At 26.7% G+C, this 21,613-nt stretch carries 20 protein-coding genes; 3 read left to right on the top strand and 17 right to left on the bottom strand.

Annotated features, from left to right (window positions below; all coding sequences use genetic code 11):
• Nucleotide 1: 1 nt before the first annotated feature.
• The 13 genes from nrdR to hflX form a co-directional block, all read right to left on the bottom strand.
• Nucleotides 2-451, bottom strand: coding sequence for a transcriptional regulator NrdR (gene nrdR, locus EQF90_RS03175; protein ID WP_134711737.1), 450 nt, complete (start codon nucleotides 449-451; stop codon nucleotides 2-4).
• A 14-nt stretch (nucleotides 452-465) separates the two neighbouring features.
• Complete coding sequence (gene ftsZ, locus EQF90_RS03170) at nucleotides 466-1,509, bottom strand: cell division protein FtsZ (RefSeq protein ID WP_134711736.1); 1,044 nt, start codon at nucleotides 1,507-1,509, stop codon at nucleotides 466-468.
• Between the two features lie 81 nt (nucleotides 1,510-1,590).
• On the bottom strand, nucleotides 1,591-2,796 hold the full coding sequence (locus EQF90_RS03165; RefSeq protein WP_134711735.1) for an FtsW/RodA/SpoVE family cell cycle protein: 1,206 nt from the start codon (nucleotides 2,794-2,796) through the stop codon (nucleotides 1,591-1,593).
• Complete coding sequence (murD, locus tag EQF90_RS03160; protein WP_134711734.1) at nucleotides 2,786-4,117, bottom strand: UDP-N-acetylmuramoyl-L-alanine--D-glutamate ligase; 1,332 nt, start codon at nucleotides 4,115-4,117, stop codon at nucleotides 2,786-2,788. The genes EQF90_RS03165 and murD overlap by 11 nt, the downstream gene beginning before the upstream one ends.
• 9 nt (nucleotides 4,118-4,126) lie before the next feature.
• Nucleotides 4,127-5,074 carry a phospho-N-acetylmuramoyl-pentapeptide-transferase gene (mraY, locus tag EQF90_RS03155; RefSeq protein WP_134711733.1) on the bottom strand — a complete coding sequence of 316 codons (948 nt, stop codon included), beginning with the start codon at nucleotides 5,072-5,074 and terminating at the stop codon, nucleotides 4,127-4,129.
• 9 nt (nucleotides 5,075-5,083) lie between these two features.
• On the bottom strand, nucleotides 5,084-7,342 hold the full coding sequence (locus tag EQF90_RS03150) for a penicillin-binding transpeptidase domain-containing protein (RefSeq protein ID WP_134711732.1): 2,259 nt from the start codon (nucleotides 7,340-7,342) through the stop codon (nucleotides 5,084-5,086).
• Nucleotides 7,343-7,349: 7 nt separating this feature from the next.
• Nucleotides 7,350-7,814 (bottom strand): septum formation initiator family protein, encoded by a 465-nt coding sequence (locus EQF90_RS03145; RefSeq protein WP_134711731.1) that lies wholly within the window; start codon nucleotides 7,812-7,814, stop codon nucleotides 7,350-7,352.
• A gap of 8 nt (nucleotides 7,815-7,822) precedes the next feature.
• Nucleotides 7,823-8,755 (bottom strand): 16S rRNA (cytosine(1402)-N(4))-methyltransferase RsmH, encoded by a 933-nt coding sequence (gene rsmH, locus EQF90_RS03140; RefSeq protein ID WP_134711730.1) that lies wholly within the window; start codon nucleotides 8,753-8,755, stop codon nucleotides 7,823-7,825.
• An 11-nt stretch (nucleotides 8,756-8,766) separates the two neighbouring features.
• Nucleotides 8,767-9,198 (bottom strand): division/cell wall cluster transcriptional repressor MraZ, encoded by a 432-nt coding sequence (mraZ, locus tag EQF90_RS03135; RefSeq protein WP_134711729.1) that lies wholly within the window; start codon nucleotides 9,196-9,198, stop codon nucleotides 8,767-8,769.
• A 244-nt stretch (nucleotides 9,199-9,442) separates the two neighbouring features.
• Nucleotides 9,443-10,219 (bottom strand): prolipoprotein diacylglyceryl transferase, encoded by a 777-nt coding sequence (gene lgt, locus EQF90_RS03130; protein ID WP_134711728.1) that lies wholly within the window; start codon nucleotides 10,217-10,219, stop codon nucleotides 9,443-9,445.
• The gene (locus EQF90_RS03125; protein ID WP_134711727.1) at nucleotides 10,206-10,889 is read right to left on the bottom strand and encodes a TIGR01906 family membrane protein; all 684 of its coding nucleotides are present in this window, start codon (nucleotides 10,887-10,889) and stop codon (nucleotides 10,206-10,208) included. The genes lgt and EQF90_RS03125 overlap by 14 nt, the downstream gene beginning before the upstream one ends.
• A complete protein-coding gene (locus tag EQF90_RS03120) occupies nucleotides 10,886-11,539 on the bottom strand; it encodes a YigZ family protein (RefSeq protein WP_134711726.1) in 654 nt (217 codons plus the stop codon). Before EQF90_RS03120 ends, EQF90_RS03125 begins: the two co-directional genes overlap by 4 nt.
• Nucleotides 11,529-12,794: a GTPase HflX gene (hflX, locus tag EQF90_RS03115; protein ID WP_134711725.1), complete on the bottom strand. Its 1,266-nt coding sequence runs from the start codon at nucleotides 12,792-12,794 to the stop codon at nucleotides 11,529-11,531. The genes EQF90_RS03120 and hflX overlap by 11 nt, the downstream gene beginning before the upstream one ends.
• A 139-nt stretch (nucleotides 12,795-12,933) precedes the next feature.
• Here hflX and EQF90_RS03110 point away from each other — a divergent pair, with 139 nt between their 5' ends.
• Genes EQF90_RS03110 through EQF90_RS03100 form a run of 3 tightly spaced genes read left to right on the top strand, consistent with a single transcriptional unit; the run spans nucleotide 12,934 to nucleotide 18,058 of the window.
• Nucleotides 12,934-15,987, top strand: a complete 3,054-nt coding sequence (locus EQF90_RS03110) for a transglycosylase domain-containing protein (protein ID WP_134711724.1) — start codon at nucleotides 12,934-12,936, stop codon at nucleotides 15,985-15,987.
• Between the two features lie 57 nt (nucleotides 15,988-16,044).
• Entirely contained in the window at nucleotides 16,045-16,743 is a 699-nt protein-coding gene (locus tag EQF90_RS03105) for a response regulator transcription factor (protein WP_134711723.1), read from the top strand.
• Complete coding sequence (locus EQF90_RS03100) at nucleotides 16,730-18,058, top strand: sensor histidine kinase (RefSeq protein WP_134711722.1); 1,329 nt, start codon at nucleotides 16,730-16,732, stop codon at nucleotides 18,056-18,058. Before EQF90_RS03105 ends, EQF90_RS03100 begins: the two co-directional genes overlap by 14 nt.
• Nucleotides 18,059-18,337: 279 nt before the next feature.
• Here the strand turns inward: EQF90_RS03100 and EQF90_RS03095 are convergent, their stop codons facing one another.
• The 4 genes from EQF90_RS03095 to EQF90_RS03080 are packed head-to-tail and all read right to left on the bottom strand — an operon-like array spanning nucleotide 18,338 to nucleotide 21,606.
• Complete coding sequence (locus EQF90_RS03095; protein WP_134711721.1) at nucleotides 18,338-19,696, bottom strand: MATE family efflux transporter; 1,359 nt, start codon at nucleotides 19,694-19,696, stop codon at nucleotides 18,338-18,340.
• Complete coding sequence (locus EQF90_RS03090) at nucleotides 19,696-20,478, bottom strand: type III pantothenate kinase (RefSeq protein WP_134711720.1); 783 nt, start codon at nucleotides 20,476-20,478, stop codon at nucleotides 19,696-19,698. The genes EQF90_RS03095 and EQF90_RS03090 overlap by 1 nt, the downstream gene beginning before the upstream one ends.
• On the bottom strand, nucleotides 20,475-21,059 hold the full coding sequence (locus EQF90_RS03085; RefSeq protein WP_134711719.1) for an ECF transporter S component: 585 nt from the start codon (nucleotides 21,057-21,059) through the stop codon (nucleotides 20,475-20,477). The genes EQF90_RS03090 and EQF90_RS03085 overlap by 4 nt, the downstream gene beginning before the upstream one ends.
• A 55-nt stretch (nucleotides 21,060-21,114) precedes the next feature.
• Nucleotides 21,115-21,606, bottom strand: a complete 492-nt coding sequence (locus tag EQF90_RS03080; protein ID WP_134711718.1) for a DUF5673 domain-containing protein — start codon at nucleotides 21,604-21,606, stop codon at nucleotides 21,115-21,117.
• Between the last annotated feature and the right edge of the window lie 7 nt (nucleotides 21,607-21,613).

Here is a 21,613-nt window from a genome sequence, read left to right as displayed (position 1 = left end):
ATTATTCTCTTAAATTCTCTATTTCATCTGCAAAAGATTGAACATCTGCAAATTCTCTATAAACAGAAGCAAATCTTACATATGCAACTTTATCTATAGTTTTTAATTTATCCATAACTAAATCTCCAATATAAGCAGATGTAACTTCTTTTTGATTTAAATAATTTATTTCTTTTTCTATTTCATCAACAGCATCTTCTAAAACTTCAACCTTAATTGGTCTTTTTTCACATGATTTTATTAAGCTATTAAGTAATTTTGTTCTTGAAAATGGTTCTCTTGTATCATCTTTTTTGATTACAACAATGGTTTGATCTTCTACTCTTTCATAGGTAGTAAATCTTTTTTCACATTTTATACAAACTCTTCTACGTCTAATACACTCATTTCCATCCGTTGGTCTAGAATCGATAACTTTTGAATCAAGAAAACCGCAATATGGACACTTCATTTATTTATCCTATCTTATTTTAAAAAATCTGGTATCGCAAATCCTTTATTATCATCTTTTCTAGCAGATGCTGTACTTGATGTATTTGAGGAAATAATTCTCTTATTATCAAAACCTGTACCTATAACTGTAATCTTAATTTCATCTTTTAATGAATCATCATATCCGGCACCAAATATAATATTTGCATCTTTATCTACGTGTTCTCTAATTAATTCTGAAGCTTCTTGAACCTCCATAATTCCTAAATCAGATGATGTAACATTTATCAATACTGCTTTAGCACCATCAATAGATGTTTCCAATAATGGTGATTTAATAGCAGCTTTTGCGGCCTCAACAGCTCTATTTTCTCCTGTTGCATACCCAATACCCATATGAGCAACACCTTGTTCTTTCATAACTGATTGAACGTCAGCAAAATCTAAGTTAATTATGTTTGGAACTGCAATTAAATCTGAAATACCTTTAATACCATCTAATAATACTTTATCAGCCATCTTAAATGCTTCAATCATTGTTGTTCTTTTTTCAGCAATTTGTAGCAATCTATCGTTTGGTACAACAATTAATGTATCAACATTTTTCTTTAATCTTTCAATACCAGCTTCAGCTTGTAATTGTCTATTTCTTCCCTCAAATAGGAATGGTTTTGTTACAACAGAAACAGTTAAAATCCCCATCTCCTTAGCAACTTGTGCAACGATTGGTGCTGCCCCTGTACCTGTCCCGCCACCCATACCGGCAGTTACAAATACCATATCCGATCCTTGTAATACTTGAGCGATTTCTTGTTTACTTTCCTCAGCAGCCTTTTCACCCACTTCAGGATTTCCACCGGAACCTAAACCTTTGGTTAATTTTGTGCCAATTTGTAATGTAACATCACTATTAATTGCATCTAAAATTTGTTTATCCGTATTAATCGCAACGAATTCAACACCAACCAAACCTGACTCTTTCATTCTACTGATGGCATTATTACCACCGCCACCAACACCGATTACTTTAATTTTAGCTAAACCTGTGTTGTTAACTTCTATATCAAAATTACTCATTTAACCCTCCAAATAAATTATCATATATTTTTTACAAAATTTTATGCTATTACTATTAGTATAACAATATATTAATATTTTTTAAACATTTTTTTTATTTTTATTATTTTCATTTTTTTCTAAATACTTATTTTGTCTGGAAATATTTAATACCACACCAAACATTGCAAAAAATGCTATAAGCGATGTACCCCCATTAGATATAAAAGGAAGTGTAATGCCTGTGTTTGGAACTAAACTTATTGTAACACCAATATTAATCATTGATTGAAAAAAATAAACCATTCCTATACCAAAACATAATAATTTTGCATATATATCTTTAGACTTCATAGCTTCTCTTATTACTAAATATGTAATTATAAATACTAATAGTAATATTGCAATTGCACCAATAAATCCAAATTCTTCACCTACTACAGAAAATATCATGTCATTTATTACTTCATTTGATAAATATCCATGCTTATATATCCCTTTACCAAACCCTACACCAAATACACCGCCTCTTGAAAATCCAAACAATCCATTTAATACTTGCCAAGAAATATCATCATAATATGCTTCCGGATTTAAAAATGCAATTAACCTGTCAATTTGATAAGGTTTAAGTATAAACTTTAAAGATAAGACAGAAACTAAAATTCCCGGTATTAAAACCAAAAGAAATTTTTTGTTAAATCCATATATAAAATATACTGATAAACATGCAAAAAGTAATACAAGCGATGTAGATAAATCTGTCTGAAAAAAAATCAATATAAATGGAATAAAAATGAATATCATAATTTTGAAAAATCCATTTTTCCACTCATCATTTTCTTTATAATTAGTGATTAATAGTTTTGATAAAGCTATCAACACAAACAACTTAGCAACATCTGACGGCATGAATGTTATAAATATTTTTATTGCTCTTTTAGCACCATTTATTGGTGATGATATAAATGGCACATAACATAATATTAATAGTATTATGGATATTATATAAAACATTCCTCCATATTTTTTATAAAAATTATAATCAATTTTAGAAAATATTATCATAACAATAAATCCAATAATAGTAAAAACAGCTTGCCTAATAACATAGAAAAATCTGCTACTTTCATACTTTATTGTCAAATACGAACTTGCACTCAATAAAATAATTAAACCAGATATACTCAAAATTGAAAGAAATATAATAATAAACGAATTGGAACTATGTTTTGATGCATCAGAATTAAAATATTTAGTATTAAATTTTCTTAAACCATTAAACAATGCTTTTACTTTACTTTGCATATTTTAATACCAATTCCTTAAAATGTTTCCCTCTTTCTTCATAGCTGTTATACATATCCCAACTTGCATTTGCAGGAGAAAATAATACAGTATCTCCATTTACCGCATAATTATATGCAAGATTTACAGCTTGCTCTAAATCATTTACTATTTCAATATTTTTAATATTACATTTCTTAGCTGATTTTTCCATTTTATATTTTGTTTCACCATATAAAATTAATAATTTTATATTTTTATTACAATTGAATAATGTATCAAATTCAACATGTTTATCATATCCGCCACCAATTAATATAACATTGGATTCAAATCCATCTAATGCAACTTTTGTTGAATCTATATTAGTTCCTTTTGAATCATTAAAATATTTTACGCCGTTAATTTCTTTTACAAATTCAATTCTATGTTCAATAGCATTAAAAGTACTGATTGAATCAACGATTTTATTAAATGGTATATATAAATTTGATATAGCCAAACACGCAGCTAAAGTATTTGCAATATTGTGATTTCCAACTAAATGTATTTTATCTTTATTAAATTTATTATCTAAAACTACAATATCATTATTATTTAAATACGCATCCGCATCATTTTTCAATGAAAAATACAATATATTATCACTGTTTATATTTAAATTTTTTAAGTAAATATCATCTTTATTTAGAATAACAACATCATTTTTTAATACATTTTTAAAAATTGTATATTTAGATTCTTTATAATTATCAAATGTTCCATGCCAATCTGTATGATCTTCACTAATATTTGTAATAATAGATACTTTTGATCTAAATTTATCAATACTGGATAATTGAAAACTTGATAACTCTAAAACATATTTATAATCTAATCCATTTTGTAAGATTTCCCATAAAATTCCTACACCAATATTCCCAACAACTTTAGATTTTATTCCACATTTATTAAGTATATGACTTATCATTGCGGTGGTTGTAGTTTTACCATTTGTACCTGTAACAGAAATTAAATTATCTCCTCCCCATAGTTGATATGCTACTTCTATGTCGGAATAAACTTTTATATTTTTTTCTAAAGCCAATAATATAAATTTATTGTCCAGTTTAATTCCCGGACTTTTTAATATAAATTCTATTTCTTCCCATTCTATTTCATCTTTATTTTCAATTATTTGATACTCATATTCTTTTAAATCATTTAATGTATCTTTATATTCTTCATATTTCCTATCGTCATATATATATACTTTAGCACCCAATTTTGATAACGCTCTTATTGATGACTTACCTGTAACTCCAAGTCCAAATACGATAACTTTTTTATCTTTAATATCCATACTTCTTCCTTAAACAATATACAATGTAAATAATGTTAATAAAACACTTACAACCATAAAACTTGCAACTATTTTAGTTTCTTTATGTCCCCCTAATTCAAAATGATGATGAATTGGGCTCATTCTAAATATTCTCTTTCCACCTGTTTTCTTAAAATATAGCACCTGTATAATAACTGATAGTGCTTCAATAAAATAGATACCTCCAATAAAAATTAAATATATTGGTTTATTAATAATAAACATCATAACCACTATTGAACCACCAATCGCCATCGAACCAGTATCCCCCATCATTACAGAACATGGATTTGAATTAAATACTAAAAATCCTAAAAGAACTCCCGCAAAAATTAATGCACTTATTGCAACATTTGGATGACTAACTCTGGCTAAGAAATAAATTCCAATATAAACAGGAATAGAAACTGAAGATAATAACCCGTCTAATCCATCAGTTAAATTTACGGCATTAACTGTACCGACCATTATAAACATTAAGATTGGTATAACTAAAACGCTAATGTTTATACCATTTGTTATAAATGGTATATTTAGCATATACATCTTAGTATCCAATAATACATACATTAATAAAATTAATATAAAAGAAATTCCAAATTGTAATATTAATTTTTGTTTTTCATTTAGTCCTAAATTATGTTTTTTCACAATTTTTTCAAAATCATCAATAAATCCAATCAATCCAAAAAATAATGTGCCTAAAACTACAAACAAAACATTCAAATTATAATTAAATGCTAAAGAAATAATTAGAAATGCGGCAAGAAATGCTAAACCACCCATGGTTGGCGTACCTGCTTTTTTATAATGTTCTTTATTACCTTCTTCTCTAATTGGTTGTCCTGCTTTCATTTTTCTTAAAATGGGAATTAATCCCCATACAAATAATGTTGATAACACTATAGATAGCATCATCAATAAAATTTCTTTCATAAACTTCTCCTATTCTGTTTCTAATTTTATAATTTGTTGATCATCTATAATTTCTCCTGGTTTTACTGATTGAGATTTTATAGTGCTTCCCTTTCCATTTATTATATAATTTATTTTATTTAATTTTAAGTATTCTCCAATATTTCTTACATTTCTTCCTATTAAATCAGGAACTTTTATTTTGCTATCAAAATCTAATCTTAAATAATCATCTTTTTTTAATAATCCGTCAGCCGAGGGATTTTGCTCCTTTATAATATGAAATCTTCCCATCTCTTGATTAGTAGTAGCTTTCACATTATTCTTATCTAATAGTGCGCTAGCCTCTTCAAAAGATAATCCAATTACATTTGGTATTTTTACAAAACTATTAACTTTTTTCAATTTATTAGAATCTCCGGAATCATATGATACTACATCTTTCATAATTTTATTTGCAAAAGGTACTGCAGTATCAGATGACAATTGACTTGTCAGCGGTTCATTTAAAACTAATAAAAGTGTGTATTTTGGTTTATCTGATGGATATGCCATAAAAATTGATGCATAAACTGATTCATATTTTTCATTATCATGATTAAAAATATTATCATTAGTATATTTTACCGTTGTACCTGTTTTAGCTCCAAATTTAACTTTTTCAGTATTTAATCCATAACTATCCGCAGTATATTCTAAATATTCTCTTACCTCTTTCGATGTTGTTTCCGAAATTGTTTTTCCTAAATATTCTTCTTTATTTTCATAAATATCTTGATTATTTTTATTTTGTATTTTTTTTAATAAATGGGGTTTATAGTATTTGCCTCCATTAACAGTTGTGTTAATAGAACTTAATAATTGTGTTGGATTAACATTTACATAGTGTCCATAACTCATTATTCCAAAATCAACATCTGATATAGCAGGCGAATTAGGGAAAAAACCATCAATTTCATTTGGTAAATCTATTCCTGTTTTATGTCCAAACCTAAAAGATTGCCCATAATCAATATATCTTTGCTTTCCTATATCTTTCGCAACTTGAACAAACACAGGATTGGACGAATTCTTTAGTGCTTCTCTTAAATTTTGTTGACCATGAGGATCCCAATATCTCCAACTACGTATAATTACTCCAGGTGCTATTTCATAATATCCATTGTCATCATATATTTTATTTTTTATTTCATTATCTGCCTCAAGTGCAATAGATGTGGTTATTACTTTATATACAGAACCCGGATCATATCTCATAGATACAGCATTATTATTCCATCTTGATATCAAATATTCAGATTCTTTTGATTTATCTAAATTACTTAAAAATAACTTATCGATATCCGAATTTAACATTCTTGGGCTATTAGGATTAAAAGATGGAAATGACTCCATAGCCAATACCTCTCCATTATTTGGATTCATTAATACCGCTGTAGCAGAAAGTGATTTTGTAGAAATCATTGCTTCTTTAGTATATTTATAAAGTATCTTTTGTAAATCTAAATTTATTGTAGTTACAATATTTCTAGACTCTTTTGCTTCCAGAGTGCTTCCGCTATAAAATGGTATTTCTGTTCCATGTAACGCCTTATAAAACTCTTTATAACCTAATTCACCGGAAAGAACCTTATCATAATATTTTTCCAATCCATATTCTCCGACATTATTTTCTGTAAATCCTAAAGTACTAGATAAAATATTATTATTAGGATATAGTCTTTTATCTAATTGCACAATCTTTAGATAATTCAAATTTAACTCTTCAATCTTTTCCTTTTGAATTTTATTTAATCCATCGTAAATGTACCCCTCTTTGCTATTTTTAATATTATAGTCTATTATTTTTTTTGAAATACCTAAAATATTTGAAATTTTTTCAATTTCTTCAGGCCTATAAATAGAAATAGAAGCTTGTTTTTTTATTTCTTTTTGTTTATCACTACTTAATGAATTAAACTTCTTGCTATCTGAAATAATTTTTTCTGCTTTTTCGCTTTTCTCTTTCGTTGTAACAGGAAGCATATATAAAGAATCAATTTTTTGTGTAATTGCAAGTTCCTTGCCATTTCTATCCAATATTGATCCTCTTGCTGAATTGATAACACTCCCTACTTTTACTATATTCTGACCTTTAATTTTATAATCATTAATATCTACAATTTGCAACATATAAAATCTTATAATATATATAAAAACAAAAAATGCTAAAACTATTAAGAAATAATACATTTTCGCATCTGTATTTTCAAAATTTTTCAGCATTTTTTCATTAGCTTTTTTCTTCATCAAAACCTCATCTAAATATATTTGTTATAATTGATAAAATTGAATTTGTATTACTATTTGATTTTCTTTTCAAATCAAAATCACTTAATACTAATTTTTTATCACTTCCCATGCTATCAACTTTAACAATATTGTCTTTATTTGGATATATCATATCCAGTCTTGATTTAGCAATTGCTTCTATTCTTTTTTTATTTTGTAATGGAGCAGCTATATTTTTTAAGGAATTTTGATCTACTTCTAATGCATCAAGTTTACTTTGCATTACCAAGTTATTACTACTTATGTGTACCATTTCTGAATATCCTGCAATTAAGATAAAAAACAAAACAACAGAAAATATTACATTTATAAACATCATATTATATTTTAATGTTTCAAAATTTATTTTTACTTTACGTTTTGATTTTACTCTAACCCTTCTTATAGAGGTAGTCATACTATTTACTTTTAATTCTCTTAAATTTTCCATATTAGCCTCTATAATTTTTCACAAACTCTTAGTTTTGCAGATCTTGATCTATTATTATTTTTTAATTCTTCTTCAGTTGCTGTAATAGGTCTTTTATTTATAACTTTAATTATTTCTTTTCTATTACATACACATACAGGAAATTCTGAAGGACATGTACATCCTCTTGATAATTCCTTAAAATTATTTTTCACAATTCTATCTTCTAATGAATGAAAAGTTATGATAGCTAACCTTCCACCTTGCTTTAATCTTTCAACTGCTGACTGTATCCCTGTTTCTAAAACATCTAACTCCTTATTTACTTCAATTCTTAATGCTTGAAATATTTTTTTTGCAGGATGTTTATCTACCCTTGCTTTTTTCGGAACTGCTGCTTTAATAATTTCAACCAAATCAAAAGTAGTAACTATCTCTCTATCTTTTCTTGCTTCAATTATGAATTCAGCAATTCTCATTCCCCATTTTTCTTCACCATATTGCCAAAATATTTTTTCAAGATCATCTTTATCGTAATTATTTACTATATATCTAGCTGTCAATTCTTGGTCTTTATCCATTCTCATATCTAATTCAGCATCTTGATGGTATGAAAACCCTCTTTCTTTTTCATCAAGTTGATGAGAAGATACTCCTATATCCATTAAAACTCCATCGACCTTATCGATTGATAATTCGTCAAGAATTTTACCTAAATAAGCATAATTGCATTTTATAAAATAAACTTGATTTTTATATCCTTGTAACCTATTAGACGCAGCTAAAAGTGCTTCTTCATCTTGATCGATAGCAACAAGTCTTCCTTCACTACCCATTCTTTTTAAAATTTCGATAGAATGACCAGCTCCACCAACTGTACAATCAACATATATTCCATTTTCTTTAATATTTAATGCCTCTATTGTTTCTTTTAACAATACAGGTTCGTGATTGAATTTCATAGTCCCTCATCCTATATATCTAAATCTTCAAAATCTTCTGTTATTGAATCATAATCCATTTCTGAACCACTAATATACTCTTCATATTTATTTTTATCCCAAATTTCAATCCTAGAAGATACACCGATTATTGATGCTTCTTTTTCTATTTTTGCATAATCTCTTAAATTCTGTGGTATTACAAAACGTCCTTGTTTATCAAACTCTAATTCTCTAGCAGGTGCATAAAATAATCTTTCGAACTGTCTTGCTTTTTTTGAGGTAAGTTTTAAGTTTTTTGTTTTTTCTTCAAGTCTTTTCCATTCAACTTCATCATATACGAAGATACAACCTTCCATGCCTTTTGTGACATAAAATTTCACACCAAGCTCTTCTCTAAACTTAGAAGGCATTATAACTCTACCTTTGTCATCTATTGAATGTGTATATTCTCCTATATACATAACTTTCACCACTTTCTACCACTTTATTCCACTTACTCTCCACTTGCTTATATTCTATCCTATTTTAGTGTAAATTACAAGATTTTAAATATAAAAAAAAAGATAAAAAATTTTTTTATCTTTTTTTTATATTTTTCCTTTAATTTTTTTTTAAAAAATTTTTTTTATTTATTTCAACACACAATGTAATGTAATAAAAAAAATAGAATACTATATATAGTATTCTATTTAAAAAACTTAAATGTTAAATATTTTTAATATTATAAAAATCTTCTGAATAAAACTTATTTTTATTTGCAAAATAAATTATAATTACCCCTGTGATAATTCCAAAAATTGATACCAATTGAGCAACTCTTATTGGTCCCCACCATAAACTATCGGTTCTTAAAGACTCAACAAAAAATCTTAATATTCCGTAAAAAATCATATACAATGCTGTAAGTTTCCCTGTATTTGGAGATTTTTTTCTATAATAAATAAATAATCCCAAAAATATTAAAAAATTTCCAAGTGACTCATAAAAAAATGTCGGATGATATTTTTGTCCATCAATTATAAGAGCCCAAGGTGCATTAGTTGGTCCCCCATGTGCTTCGTTATTTATAAAATTTCCCCATCTACCAATAGCTTGAGCTAATGGCATAAAAATTGCAACTAAATCAGAAACCTTAAAGAAATTGATTCTTTTAATTTTACTATAAATAAATCCTACTAATACGGCGGCTATTACTCCTCCATGTATTGCTAATCCACCATCTCTAACATTAATCATTTCCCAAATATTATCATATCTTCCAAATTCAAAAATAACATAATATAACCTAGCTCCTATTATAGACGCTGGTAACACCCAAATTGCTATATCATATATTAAATCCGGATTCTCTCCCAATCGTTTTAATTCTCTACTTACAAGATATACTGCTAATATCATTCCTGTAACAATAAGCACACCATACCAGTATACATCTATCCCTAGAAACGAAAATGCTACCCTACTTCCATTATACTGAAACATTTCTTTTACCTCTTTTCTTTACAAAAATAAAAATTATCAAACTTGCTATTACTATACCCATAAACAAAATAAATATCGAAAAAATCTTAAATGCAATACTCATAAAAAATTCCTGTGGTAACATCCTTATCATTATATCTGTTTCAGGATTCAATAACCATAAATCATTATTAAAAAATAATTCATGAAATTTAATAAATGAAGATTCAAAATTAAAATAAACTATACCACCTAATATTAAAAATCCGACTAATATAATTAGTAAATAATTTATTATATATTTTGAATTCTGTACTTTGTCTTCTTTATTGTAATAAACTAAAGTGGAACTAATTATAACTATTACCATCATAATCCTATTAATATTTCTATTAAGATTAAACAATTTATACACATCTTTCATGTGTGAAACTTCTCTATCGTTAAAATATTGTTTAATTTCTTTTTCATCCCCGGTTTTTATTTGTCCCTGCAAACTTTTATACATTTTCTCTAAATTATCTTGACTTACTCCAACTTGATTTTTCAAATTATGTTCAATAGAAAAATTTTTGTAAAAATTAAAATCTTCTGAACCGATATTTATTGAAAGTGTAAGTAAAAATAATATTAAAGAAAAAGAAAATAAAACTGTTATTAATTTAGCATATTTTTTACAAAAAATACTCATAAGTCTATAATTTCTCCATTTCTAACTTTTAATAATACTTCATCAATTATTTTAATATCAATATTTGCACTTGTAATTTCAAATAATTGTTCCTTAAATTTTTGATATTTCAAAACACTTATATACATTATATTTTCTATTTTTTCTAAATAATCTCTTTGCTTAATGTAAAAGTTTTGTTCTCCTATATAATTATCAATTTTTCCTAAAAAATTATAATCAAATACAAGTTTAACTTTATAATAATTTTTAAATTCTATAATTTCTGAAACCCTTAAAACATCTGAAACAGCACCTCCATATGCTCTTATAAGACCTGATGCTCCAAGTTTTTTACCACCAAAATATCTTGTAACCACTACACACAAATTAGTTAACTCTTCTTTTTTTAATACTTCCAGCATAGGTATACCTGCTGTTCCCTGAGGTTCACCATCATCATTATACCTTTGTATATTTGAGATATTACCATTTATATATGCTGTACAATTATGAGTAGCATCTCTATACTTTTTACTTATTTTTTCAATAAAAGCTAAAGATTCTTCTTCTGTTTCACAATATTTTATATTAGAAATAAATCTAGATCTATTTATTTCTATTTCACTTGAATATTCATTTAAAATTGATTTATATTCTTTATACTTCATTTTTAATAAACTTTCTATATTTTATTTTCATATTATCATCTAATAATAAATAAGTTTTAATTCCATCTGCTTCAAACTTTTCGTCTTTTTTTAATGAAAAAGGAACTAGTTTTTTTATTTTATCATAATCTGAATAGGATACAAAAACTTCATAAATTGAATAATCTCCAAATAATAGATTTTCTATCTTTTTAATTAATCTTTCTATATCATTTTCATCCATTGCAGAAATGTAAATTTCATTATCAACTTTTTTATAAAACCTAAAATCAGGATTTTTATCCATTTTATTAAAGACATATAAAATATTTTTTCCGATCAAATCCATATCTGCCAATATATCTTCTGTCGCTTTAATCTGTATTTCATAATCATAATTTGATGCATCAACAACAATTAAAACTAAATTAGAATCTCTTACTTCCTCTAAAGTAGATTTAAAAGATTCTACCAATTTTGTAGGTAAATCAGAAATAAATCCTACAGTATCAGTGATTATAATATCTTTACCATTTAACAATTTAATTTTTCTTGCAGATGTATCTAAAGTTGCAAATAATAAATCATCTGAATATACTTTTTTTACATTCTCTGCATATTTTTCACTTATTGTATTTAATAACGTTGATTTCCCAGCATTTGAATAACCAATTAAAGAAACTATCGGTATACTGGAATTTAATCTTTTTCTCTTTTCTACAATACGTTTATTTTCTATATTTTTTAATTTATTCTTTATGGAATTTATTTCCATTTGAACCGATCTTCTATCTATTTCAAGTTTTTGTTCCCCGGGTCCTCTTGTCCCAATACCTGCACCTTCTCTAGAAAGATAATTTCTAAATCCGACTAATCTAGGCAATCTATACTCTAATTGTGCAAGTTTAATCTGAAGCTTAGATTCATTAGTTCTAGCTCTAGTTGCAAATATATCTAAAATTAATCCCGTTCTATCTACAATTTTTTTATTAATCACATCTTCAAGATTTTTCATTTGGGAGCCAGTAAGCTCATTATTAAAAATAACTGTATCTATTTCAAGATTTTGAACCATTTCTGCTAATTCTTGTGCTTTACCGGATCCAATATAATATTTAGAATTAATTTCTTTTAAATTTTGTACTACACTTGCTACAAACTCAGAATTTGAAGCCCTTACTAGCTCTTTTAACTCAAAAATTCTTGATTCTAATTGACTTTCTGTATATTTATTGTTTAAGTTTACATCAACTATTATTACTTTTTCTTTTTTCATTTTAACCACCTTAATTCATTATAACAAATAAGTAAGAATGTGTATATTTTAATTATTCGGGTATTATGTTATAATATAATAGAAAATATTTAAACACAAGAATTTAATATAAATATGTTAAATTTCCAAGGAGTAAAATATGAAGAAAAAAATATCTGATATTCCTACATCTATGTTAAAAATAATAGTGCAAATTATTTTATTATTTGTATTAGTTATAGGAATACTAGTGATTACAGTTGGAGCGATGCTTGGAGTTTCAATAATTAAAGTTGCTGAAAATTCTCCAAAAATCAATCCTAAAAATATTTCATTAAATTTAAATCAAAATTCTAATATTTTAGATAGAGATGGTAATTTAATTGAATCAATAGCGTTTGATGAATACAGAGAAATTATAAGTATAAAAGATGTACCAAAATCTCTAAAAGATGCATTTATAAGTTTAGAAGATGAAAGATTTGAAACACATAGAGGAGTAGATCCGAAAAGTGTTATAAGATCATTTTTTACAAATATTACATCTGGCGGGATATCTCAAGGTGGATCAACAATTACACAACAACTTATAAAAAATGTTTATTTAACAAATGAAGTAAGCTGGGAAAGAAAAATACAGGAAATGTATCTTGCATTAGGTGTTGAAAAACAAATAAGTAAAGATGAAATTCTTGAAGGATACTTAAATAGAGTATTCTTAGGACAAAATTCTTATGGTGTTGAAGCGGCATCTCAAACCTATTTTTCAAAGTCTGCAAAAGATTTAAATATTGCTCAATCGGCTGCTATTGCTTCAATTGTTCAAGCTCCATCAAACTATAGTCTATTTTATGCGTATAGTCCTGCTGATGTGCCTAAGGATGCAAAAACTGCTGGGACATATAGACTACAAGGAGTGGAATATGTTGCAGTTTTAAATGATTCAATACTTGATAGAAAAAATTTCACATTGAAAAAAATGTATAATTTAGGCAAAATTACTAAAAAAGAATATGATGAGGCAATAAAATTTGATTTGCTGGGAAGCGTTAAACCCGGTTCAAAAGAGAATAAACAATACGCAACCGCTATTTCTTCTCTAATTAAATCACAAGCAATAGACATTATAATGAAAACTCAAGATATGAAATATGAAGAAGCAAAAAATCTTCTTTATACCGGTGGTCTTGACATAACAACTACTATTGATTGGAATGCCCAAAAAAAATTAGAAGAAACTTATAATGATTTTGCAAATATATTTAGCTATCAAACAAATGGAGGTCCCCTATTCGGAGACATTAAATTCGATAATTTGGGAGATATTATAAATTCAGATAAAAATAAATTATATTATAAGAAGTCAAATCTTTTAACTGACAAAGAAGAATTATATATCCCATCAGGATGGTATGAATTTGATAAAGATAAAAACTTAATTTTTTCATCATCAAGACTAGCTAAAATTAATAATGGTATATATATAAAACCATTTTATAAAATAAGCGATGATAATCAATTATATACATTTAGGATTTCAAATATAGAAATAAAAAATGATTATCTAAAAGAAATAAATGACGAAAAATTTATGATAAAAAAAGAATTTTTTGAAAATGTTAAAGATTTTTACAATATTAAAAATGACAATTTAGTTATAAATAAAAAGTACTATTCAGTTGAAAAAAATGGTACAGTACAACCCCAATCTTCAACAGTTGTATTAGATAGTAAAACAGCAGAGGTAGTAGCAATGGTAGCTAAAAGAGGAAATAGTACAGATGACACAATTGATAGGGCTACAAATTTCTTCAGACAACCTGTATCTTCAATAAAACCGCTAGCTGTTTATGCACCTGCTATTGAAGAAGGCCGTACATTAGCAACTCCTGTTGATGACACGCCTTATCAATTGATAGGTAATCAACCATGGCCTGTTAACTACGACAATATTTATAGAGGTATTGTAACAACAAGAGATGCATTAAAGGAATCACTAAACCCTCCTGCCGTTAAAATCTTAGGAGAAGATTTAGGTGTAAGCAAATCATTACCATATCTTGAAAAATTAGGATTAATAGATAAAGAACATCCAGATAAAGATACATTTGTCAGTGCGGAGGAAAATCCAAATGAGAATGACGAAAGACCTGCAATGGGTATAGGTTCAGTAGTTGAAGGATTTAGTGTATTCAAAATGGCAAATGCATATCAAACATTTGCAAATAATGGTGAAAGAATACCTGCATCAATCATATCAAAAATTGAAAAACCTAAAGTTGGTTTAATTTATAAAAACGAATATAAACCAATAAAAGTATTTTCTAAAGAAACAAATTTTTTAATTACAGATGTACTAAAAGGTATTGTAAATGATTTTGATTACCATAATGATGCACTAAATAAAAATGGTATTGATACAGCAGGAAAAACCGGTACAAATAATGACAATGCGGATTTTTGGTTTGCAGGTTTTAATCCATATTATACATCTGCTACATGGATAGGTTTTGATAATAATAATCTACACATGTACGGTAAGTCAGCAAACTTGACATCATTTTACGGTAATTTTATGAATAAACTACTAGATGGAAAGGAAGCTAAAAAATTTGAAAAACCTAAAGATATTATAAAAGTAAAAGTAAGCAAAGTTGACGGATTACTTCCATCGAAATATACAGCTCTTGACCCAAGAGGAAATATGGTATATACAGAATATTTTAAAAAAGGTACTGAACCTAAAAAAGTATCAAATGCTCATGTATTGGTAAATATAGATAAAAGAAATAATTTACTTGCAGCTGATAATGCACCTTTAGGTATTGTAGAAAAAAGAGTATTTATAAACAGACCAATCCCATATAATCCTAGAGAATTCAATAATATTATTCCTCAAGATTGGGCTTACTTAGTACCGACAAAATATTCTAATTTACCACTAGTAATACAACCTGAAGTTAAAAAACTCCCTGATGGAAGTGTTGTTATTACAACAATTAAACCAAATGGAGATAATGAAGTAATAACTACAAAACCGGATGGTACTGTAATTACCCAAACAACTACAAAAGATGGTAAAGTAACTACAAACATAAAAAAAGGAACCACTAATAACAAACCGGATCAAAATCCGGAAGATAATAAAGAAACTCAAAAAGAAACTCAAAAAGAAAACAATTTAAACACAAGAAGGTCTATTCTTGATTTTTAGAATTTTATTTAGCTGCTACAAAATGTAGCAGCTAAATTTATAAAATTGGAGGTTAATATGAAATACAAAATACTAATAGTTGAAGACGAACCCGGCATTGCAAGAATGGAAAAATCATATTTAGAAAAAAATGGATTTTATGCAGAAATTGCACAAGATGGTTCTGAAGCAATTGATAAATTTTATAAAAATAATTTTGATTTAATAATTTTAGATCTTATGATACCTAAATTAAGTGGTGAAAAAGTATTGGAATTAGTTAGAGAAACCTCTAAAATTCCTGTAATTTTAGTGACAGCTAAAGTAAATGAAGATGACATAATTAAAGGACTTAAATCAGGTGCTGATGACTATGTTAGAAAACCTTTTTCAGCATTAGAATTAGTTGAGAGAGTGAAAGCAGTATTAAGAAGAACTGAAACTATACATAACAATGAAATTATAACTACAAATGATGGAAAACTTAAAATTGATATAACCAATAATAGAGTATTAAAAAATAATGAGGAAGTTGCTTTAACAAAAAATGAGTTAATGATTATTCTTACATTATACAAAAACCCGTCAAAAACATTTACAAGAAATGAAATAATTGAAATAGCATTTGGATATGAATATGATGCATTTGACAGAGCTGTTGATACTCATATCAAAAATATTAGAGCAAAAATTGAAGATAATCCAAGAAATCCAATATATATTAAAACAATATATGGATTAGGATATAAAGCTGGAGATACTAATGAATCTAGGTAAAAAATTAAATATTACGTTTATTTCTTTATTAATTTTTGTTCTAATGATTTCAGCATTCACATCAATATATACATTTGATAATACATTAAAATATTATCTTAGAAATCAAAGACAAACTGAATTTAATCAAATAAAAGATGATATTACCGAAATAATAAAAAGTCAAAATGGCTTAAATCCATTTCTATTGGAATTATATTCAAAAAATAAGGGAATTTTGATTAAATATTATAATAATGAAAAAAAACTTTTACTACAATATGACAATTTAGATTATAAAAATAATAAAAATCTAAAAAATAATGATATAGTTAAATCTTCATATAATATAATAAATTCCAATAATGAAATTGCCGGTACATTAGAAGTATCATACATAGACAATGTTTATTCTTACAATAAAATTATGAATGTATTTCAATCAGATATAATTACCCAGTATGTGGTTATTTTCATTATTTCTATTATAATCGCAACAATATTGATTGTACTACTAAGTAAAAATATCACTATACCTATAAAAGAAATTCAAGATAAAACTAAAAAATTAATAGAGAAAAAATATGTAAGTTCTGAAAAAAAATATGATATATATGAACTAGATGAGTTATCTGATAATATAAACTATTTATCAAAATCCTTAAAAATGCAAGAACAATATAGAATTGACTATTCCCATGATATAGCACATGAATTAAGAACTCCCATAACAAATTTAATTCTTCATTTAGAAGCTATTAAAGATGAAATTATTGATGCAGATAAAGAAACTATTTCAATGCTTTTATCTGAAACTAGAAGAATTAGTTCTATGATAGATAATTTGGAAATAACATTTAATAAAAAAGAAAACTTTAATGAGTTAAAAATTGAAGATTTTGATATAGTAAATTTATTAGAAACCGTATCTTCAAGTTTTGAGCCTCTACTGAAAGAAAAAAATATAAAATTAGTTAAAAATTTTGATAAAAGTAAAATAATAAATTCTGATTATGATAAACTTACACAGGTAGTAGCAAATATAATATCAAATGCAATTAAAGCAAGTAATGAAAATGGAACAATTCAAATCATATTTCAATCATTTTCAAATCGAGATGTTATAACAATATCTGATAATGGAATTGGGATAAGTAAAGATGATCTACCTCATATTTTCGAAAGATTTTACAGGGTAGATAATGTTAGAAATACAAAAGTAAGTGGTCAAGGATTAGGATTAGCGATAACTAAGACATATGTTGAACTACTAGGATTTAAAATAGATGTAAATTCTGAATTAGGTAAAGGTACAGATTTTACAATTACAATGTAAAAAACTTAAAAAGGGCTGTTGCAAAATAACTAAAGATGTTATTTTGTAATAGCTTTTTCTTTTTAATTGAAGTTTCAATCGAAACATTTATACACTTTAGAAATTGAATTTGTCCCGTTATTTAAATTAAAATTTAAGCATGGTATATTATTTTTGCTTTTCATATTAATATTATACCTAAAAACAAGCCCTAGATGTTGAAATCTAGGGCTTGTTTTATTTTTATTAATTTTTTGTAATTTAAAAGCTATTTTTTATTTTTCAACATCCCTTTTTTTATTATTCAAATACTTTTTCAACTTTTTGTTTTTCCTTTATTAAAATAATATATGCAAATATTCCCTTAAAAATTGAAGAAATTGTCATTGCAATCCAAATACCATAAAATTGGTAATATCGCATTAATATAAGAGCCATTGGTATTCTTAAAATATTAAATATCATTGAAACAACTGCTGGAGATTTAGTTTCTCCAAGACCATTAAGTACGCCTGCAATTCCTATTTCCATAGCCATAAATAATTGTGACATTCCTAAAATTAGTAAATAAGAAGCACCTATCACAATAGTATCAGATTCATTTGGAATAAATAAGCTAAATAAACGATATCTAAATGTTATCAATACAAATGTCCCGATAACTCCTATTCCAAATACAATTTTTAATGATGTACTAATTACCCTATTTAATCTTTTATGTAATCTTGCTCCAAAATTTTGTCCTACAAAACCTATTATGGCTCCTTGTAGTCCTTCTGTTGTCATCCATGTTATTGATTCAATAATAGCTCCTACTGATGCGACAGCCATTGGCTTTGTCCCATAAAATGAAGTATATCTTGCTAAAGTTAAAGAAATAATTGCATGGGTAATACTCATAAGTCCAGCTGGAAAACCCTTTTTAAATTTAATCGATAAATCCTTAAAAGATACCACACCTTGAAATATTCCTTCATAAATTTCATTTTTAGTCCTGAAGATATCAACTAATAAAATTACTAAAACCACAAATTGTGAAAATACTGAAGCATATGCTGCTCCTGCTATACTCATTGATGGAATTGGACCAAATCCAAAAATTAATATAGGATCTAATAAAATATTTATTACCAACCCTACAACATTAGCAACAAATGGATAAAAACTATTTCCCAAGCTATTATAAATATTTGAAAACAACATATTTAATCCTGTAAAAATAAATCCGTATGAAAATATTGTAAGATAAGTTATAGCAAGGCCTGAAACTTTTGAATTTAGATTATAGATTCCTATTAAATTTTCAGCAAAAATATTTATTAATAAGGAATATGCCAACACTATTAAAAATAATAAAACAATACCGTTTTTTATTGTATTTTTTAATCTATTTTTATTATTTGAACCATATTCATGAGCAACAAATATACTTGTTCCCACTCTTGAAATTCCTATTAATGCACTAGCAATCCAAACAAAAAAATGAGCCGATCCCGATGCTGCCACCGAATCGGACCCCAATCTGCCTAACCATGCTGCATCTGTCATATTGTAAGCCATGTTTACAAAAGATGTAGCCATCAAAGGAGCACTTAATAATACTAATTTTTTTAGAATACTTCCCTCAAGTAAATTAAGTTTTGTCTTTGATTTTTTCATTAAGCCTTCCTTTTTGTTTTTTCATATATAAGTCTCATACCTTCCAGTGTAATATCCTTATCTATATCTGTAATATACTTAGACATTTGTGAAATCAAATTAGAATACCCACCAGTACCTATTATAGACGTATCTTCCTTTGTAACGCCTAAATCTTTAAGAATTTGCTCTATTATATTATCAACTAAACCAACATAACCATAAACTAAACCGGATTTAATAGCTTCTTCCGTTGTCTTTCCGATTGATGATTTCGGTATATCAAACTCAACTTTAGGTAACTTTGATGTTTTTTCAAAAAGAGCATTAGAAGCAATATTCATACCAGGTGCAATTGCTCCTCCTAAATATTCTCCTTTTGAACTAACAACATCAAATGTTATAGCTGTTCCCATATCAATTAATATTGCCGGTAACTCATAATGCTCAATCATTGCAACAGAATTTGCAATCCTGTCTGCTCCTACCTCTTTTGGATTTTCATATTTAATAGGCATGCCGGTTCTAGTATTTTCTCCAATCACAATAGGTTCATGACTTAAATATTTTTTACACATAAGTTTAAATGTATGCTGTAGTGTTGGAACCACTGAACCAATAATTACATCCTCAATATCATTTACTGATATACCTTCATGTAATAAAATCGATTCAATTTGTGACCCATATTCATCCATCGTTTTTGTCTGTCTAGTTTCCAATCTCCAACTATTGATTTTTTTATCTTGTTTATAAATACCTAATACAACATTGGTATTTCCAATATCTATGATTAATATCATAAAATTCCTCTTTTATCTAGTTTTAATAAAATTGTAGCTACCGGAATTACAATCGCAATACATACAAGCATCTCAATAATTCCTTGACCACCTGCAATACCTAGTAAAACATTAAACGCATTTTGCCCCGCTCTCTTTGTCACTTCTAAATATCTTTGTGCATAAATTATATAAATTAACCCCAAAACTCCTGCTGTATTTGTCATTGAACCAATACCAGCAGCTAAACCTGCGGAAATGCTATCATTTTTTAATAATTTCTTTATAAAAATAAAGCTATAGCCTGAAAATACACCTATTAAAACTCTAGGTCCTATTGCTATAATTGGATTCATAAATAAAAACGATGCTGGTGTTGGTCTTAAAAAAGCATTCGCCATCGATGAAAGTCCAAATATAAGTCCTATAATAGCCCCCATTTTTGGTCCCTTAACTATTGCTAAAATAATTACAGGCACATGAATAATTGTTGCGTTTACTAATCCAATTGGTATAAAACCAATACCTGGCACTGCTGTCATAATTATAATTATTGACGTTAAAATTCCTAATAAAGTAATGTTTTGTGTTTTGTTATTCATTTTTCCTCCGATCTAGTTCTTAAAAGATACCAGTCATTTTAATTTTTTTATTTTTTTATTTTTTTAATTTATATTTTCTAAATAAATTTTCAACCTCTTTGATGTCTTTCTTTGCAATCCTTAAAAGGCCTTGTTTTTCCTCAAAATCTTTTTTAAATCTTACTAAAAGTTCCCCCCTTTCAACATCAAATCCCCATTTTTTAACTTCATGCCATTCAACAAATTTTCCATCAATTACAAATCCGTTTTCAGCGAAAACATTTGGATATGTATATTCAACCCCTAATATTAAAATTAATATTAACATTATTACACCTGAAATAATTTGTCCAGTGATTATATTATAAATTCCAAATCCGGTAATTAAAAATGTTAATAAAATCATTATTTTATTTACATCTTTTCTAAATCTAAAAATTTGTCCTTTTGCACTTTTTGCAGCAACATGTTGTTTATAAAATTTATATATAAAAAACATAATCAACCCACCATATAAAATATATATAAATGAATTAATCCCTCCTTGTTGAGTTTGAGTTAAAAACATATTATTC

The sequence above is a fragment of the Helcococcus ovis genome, from assembly GCF_004524775.2.
GTDB classification, from domain to species: domain Bacteria; phylum Bacillota; class Clostridia; order Tissierellales; family Peptoniphilaceae; genus Helcococcus; species Helcococcus ovis.
Note: the sequence above shows the minus strand (reverse complement) of the source record. Positions and strands in the feature narration are given on the sequence as shown.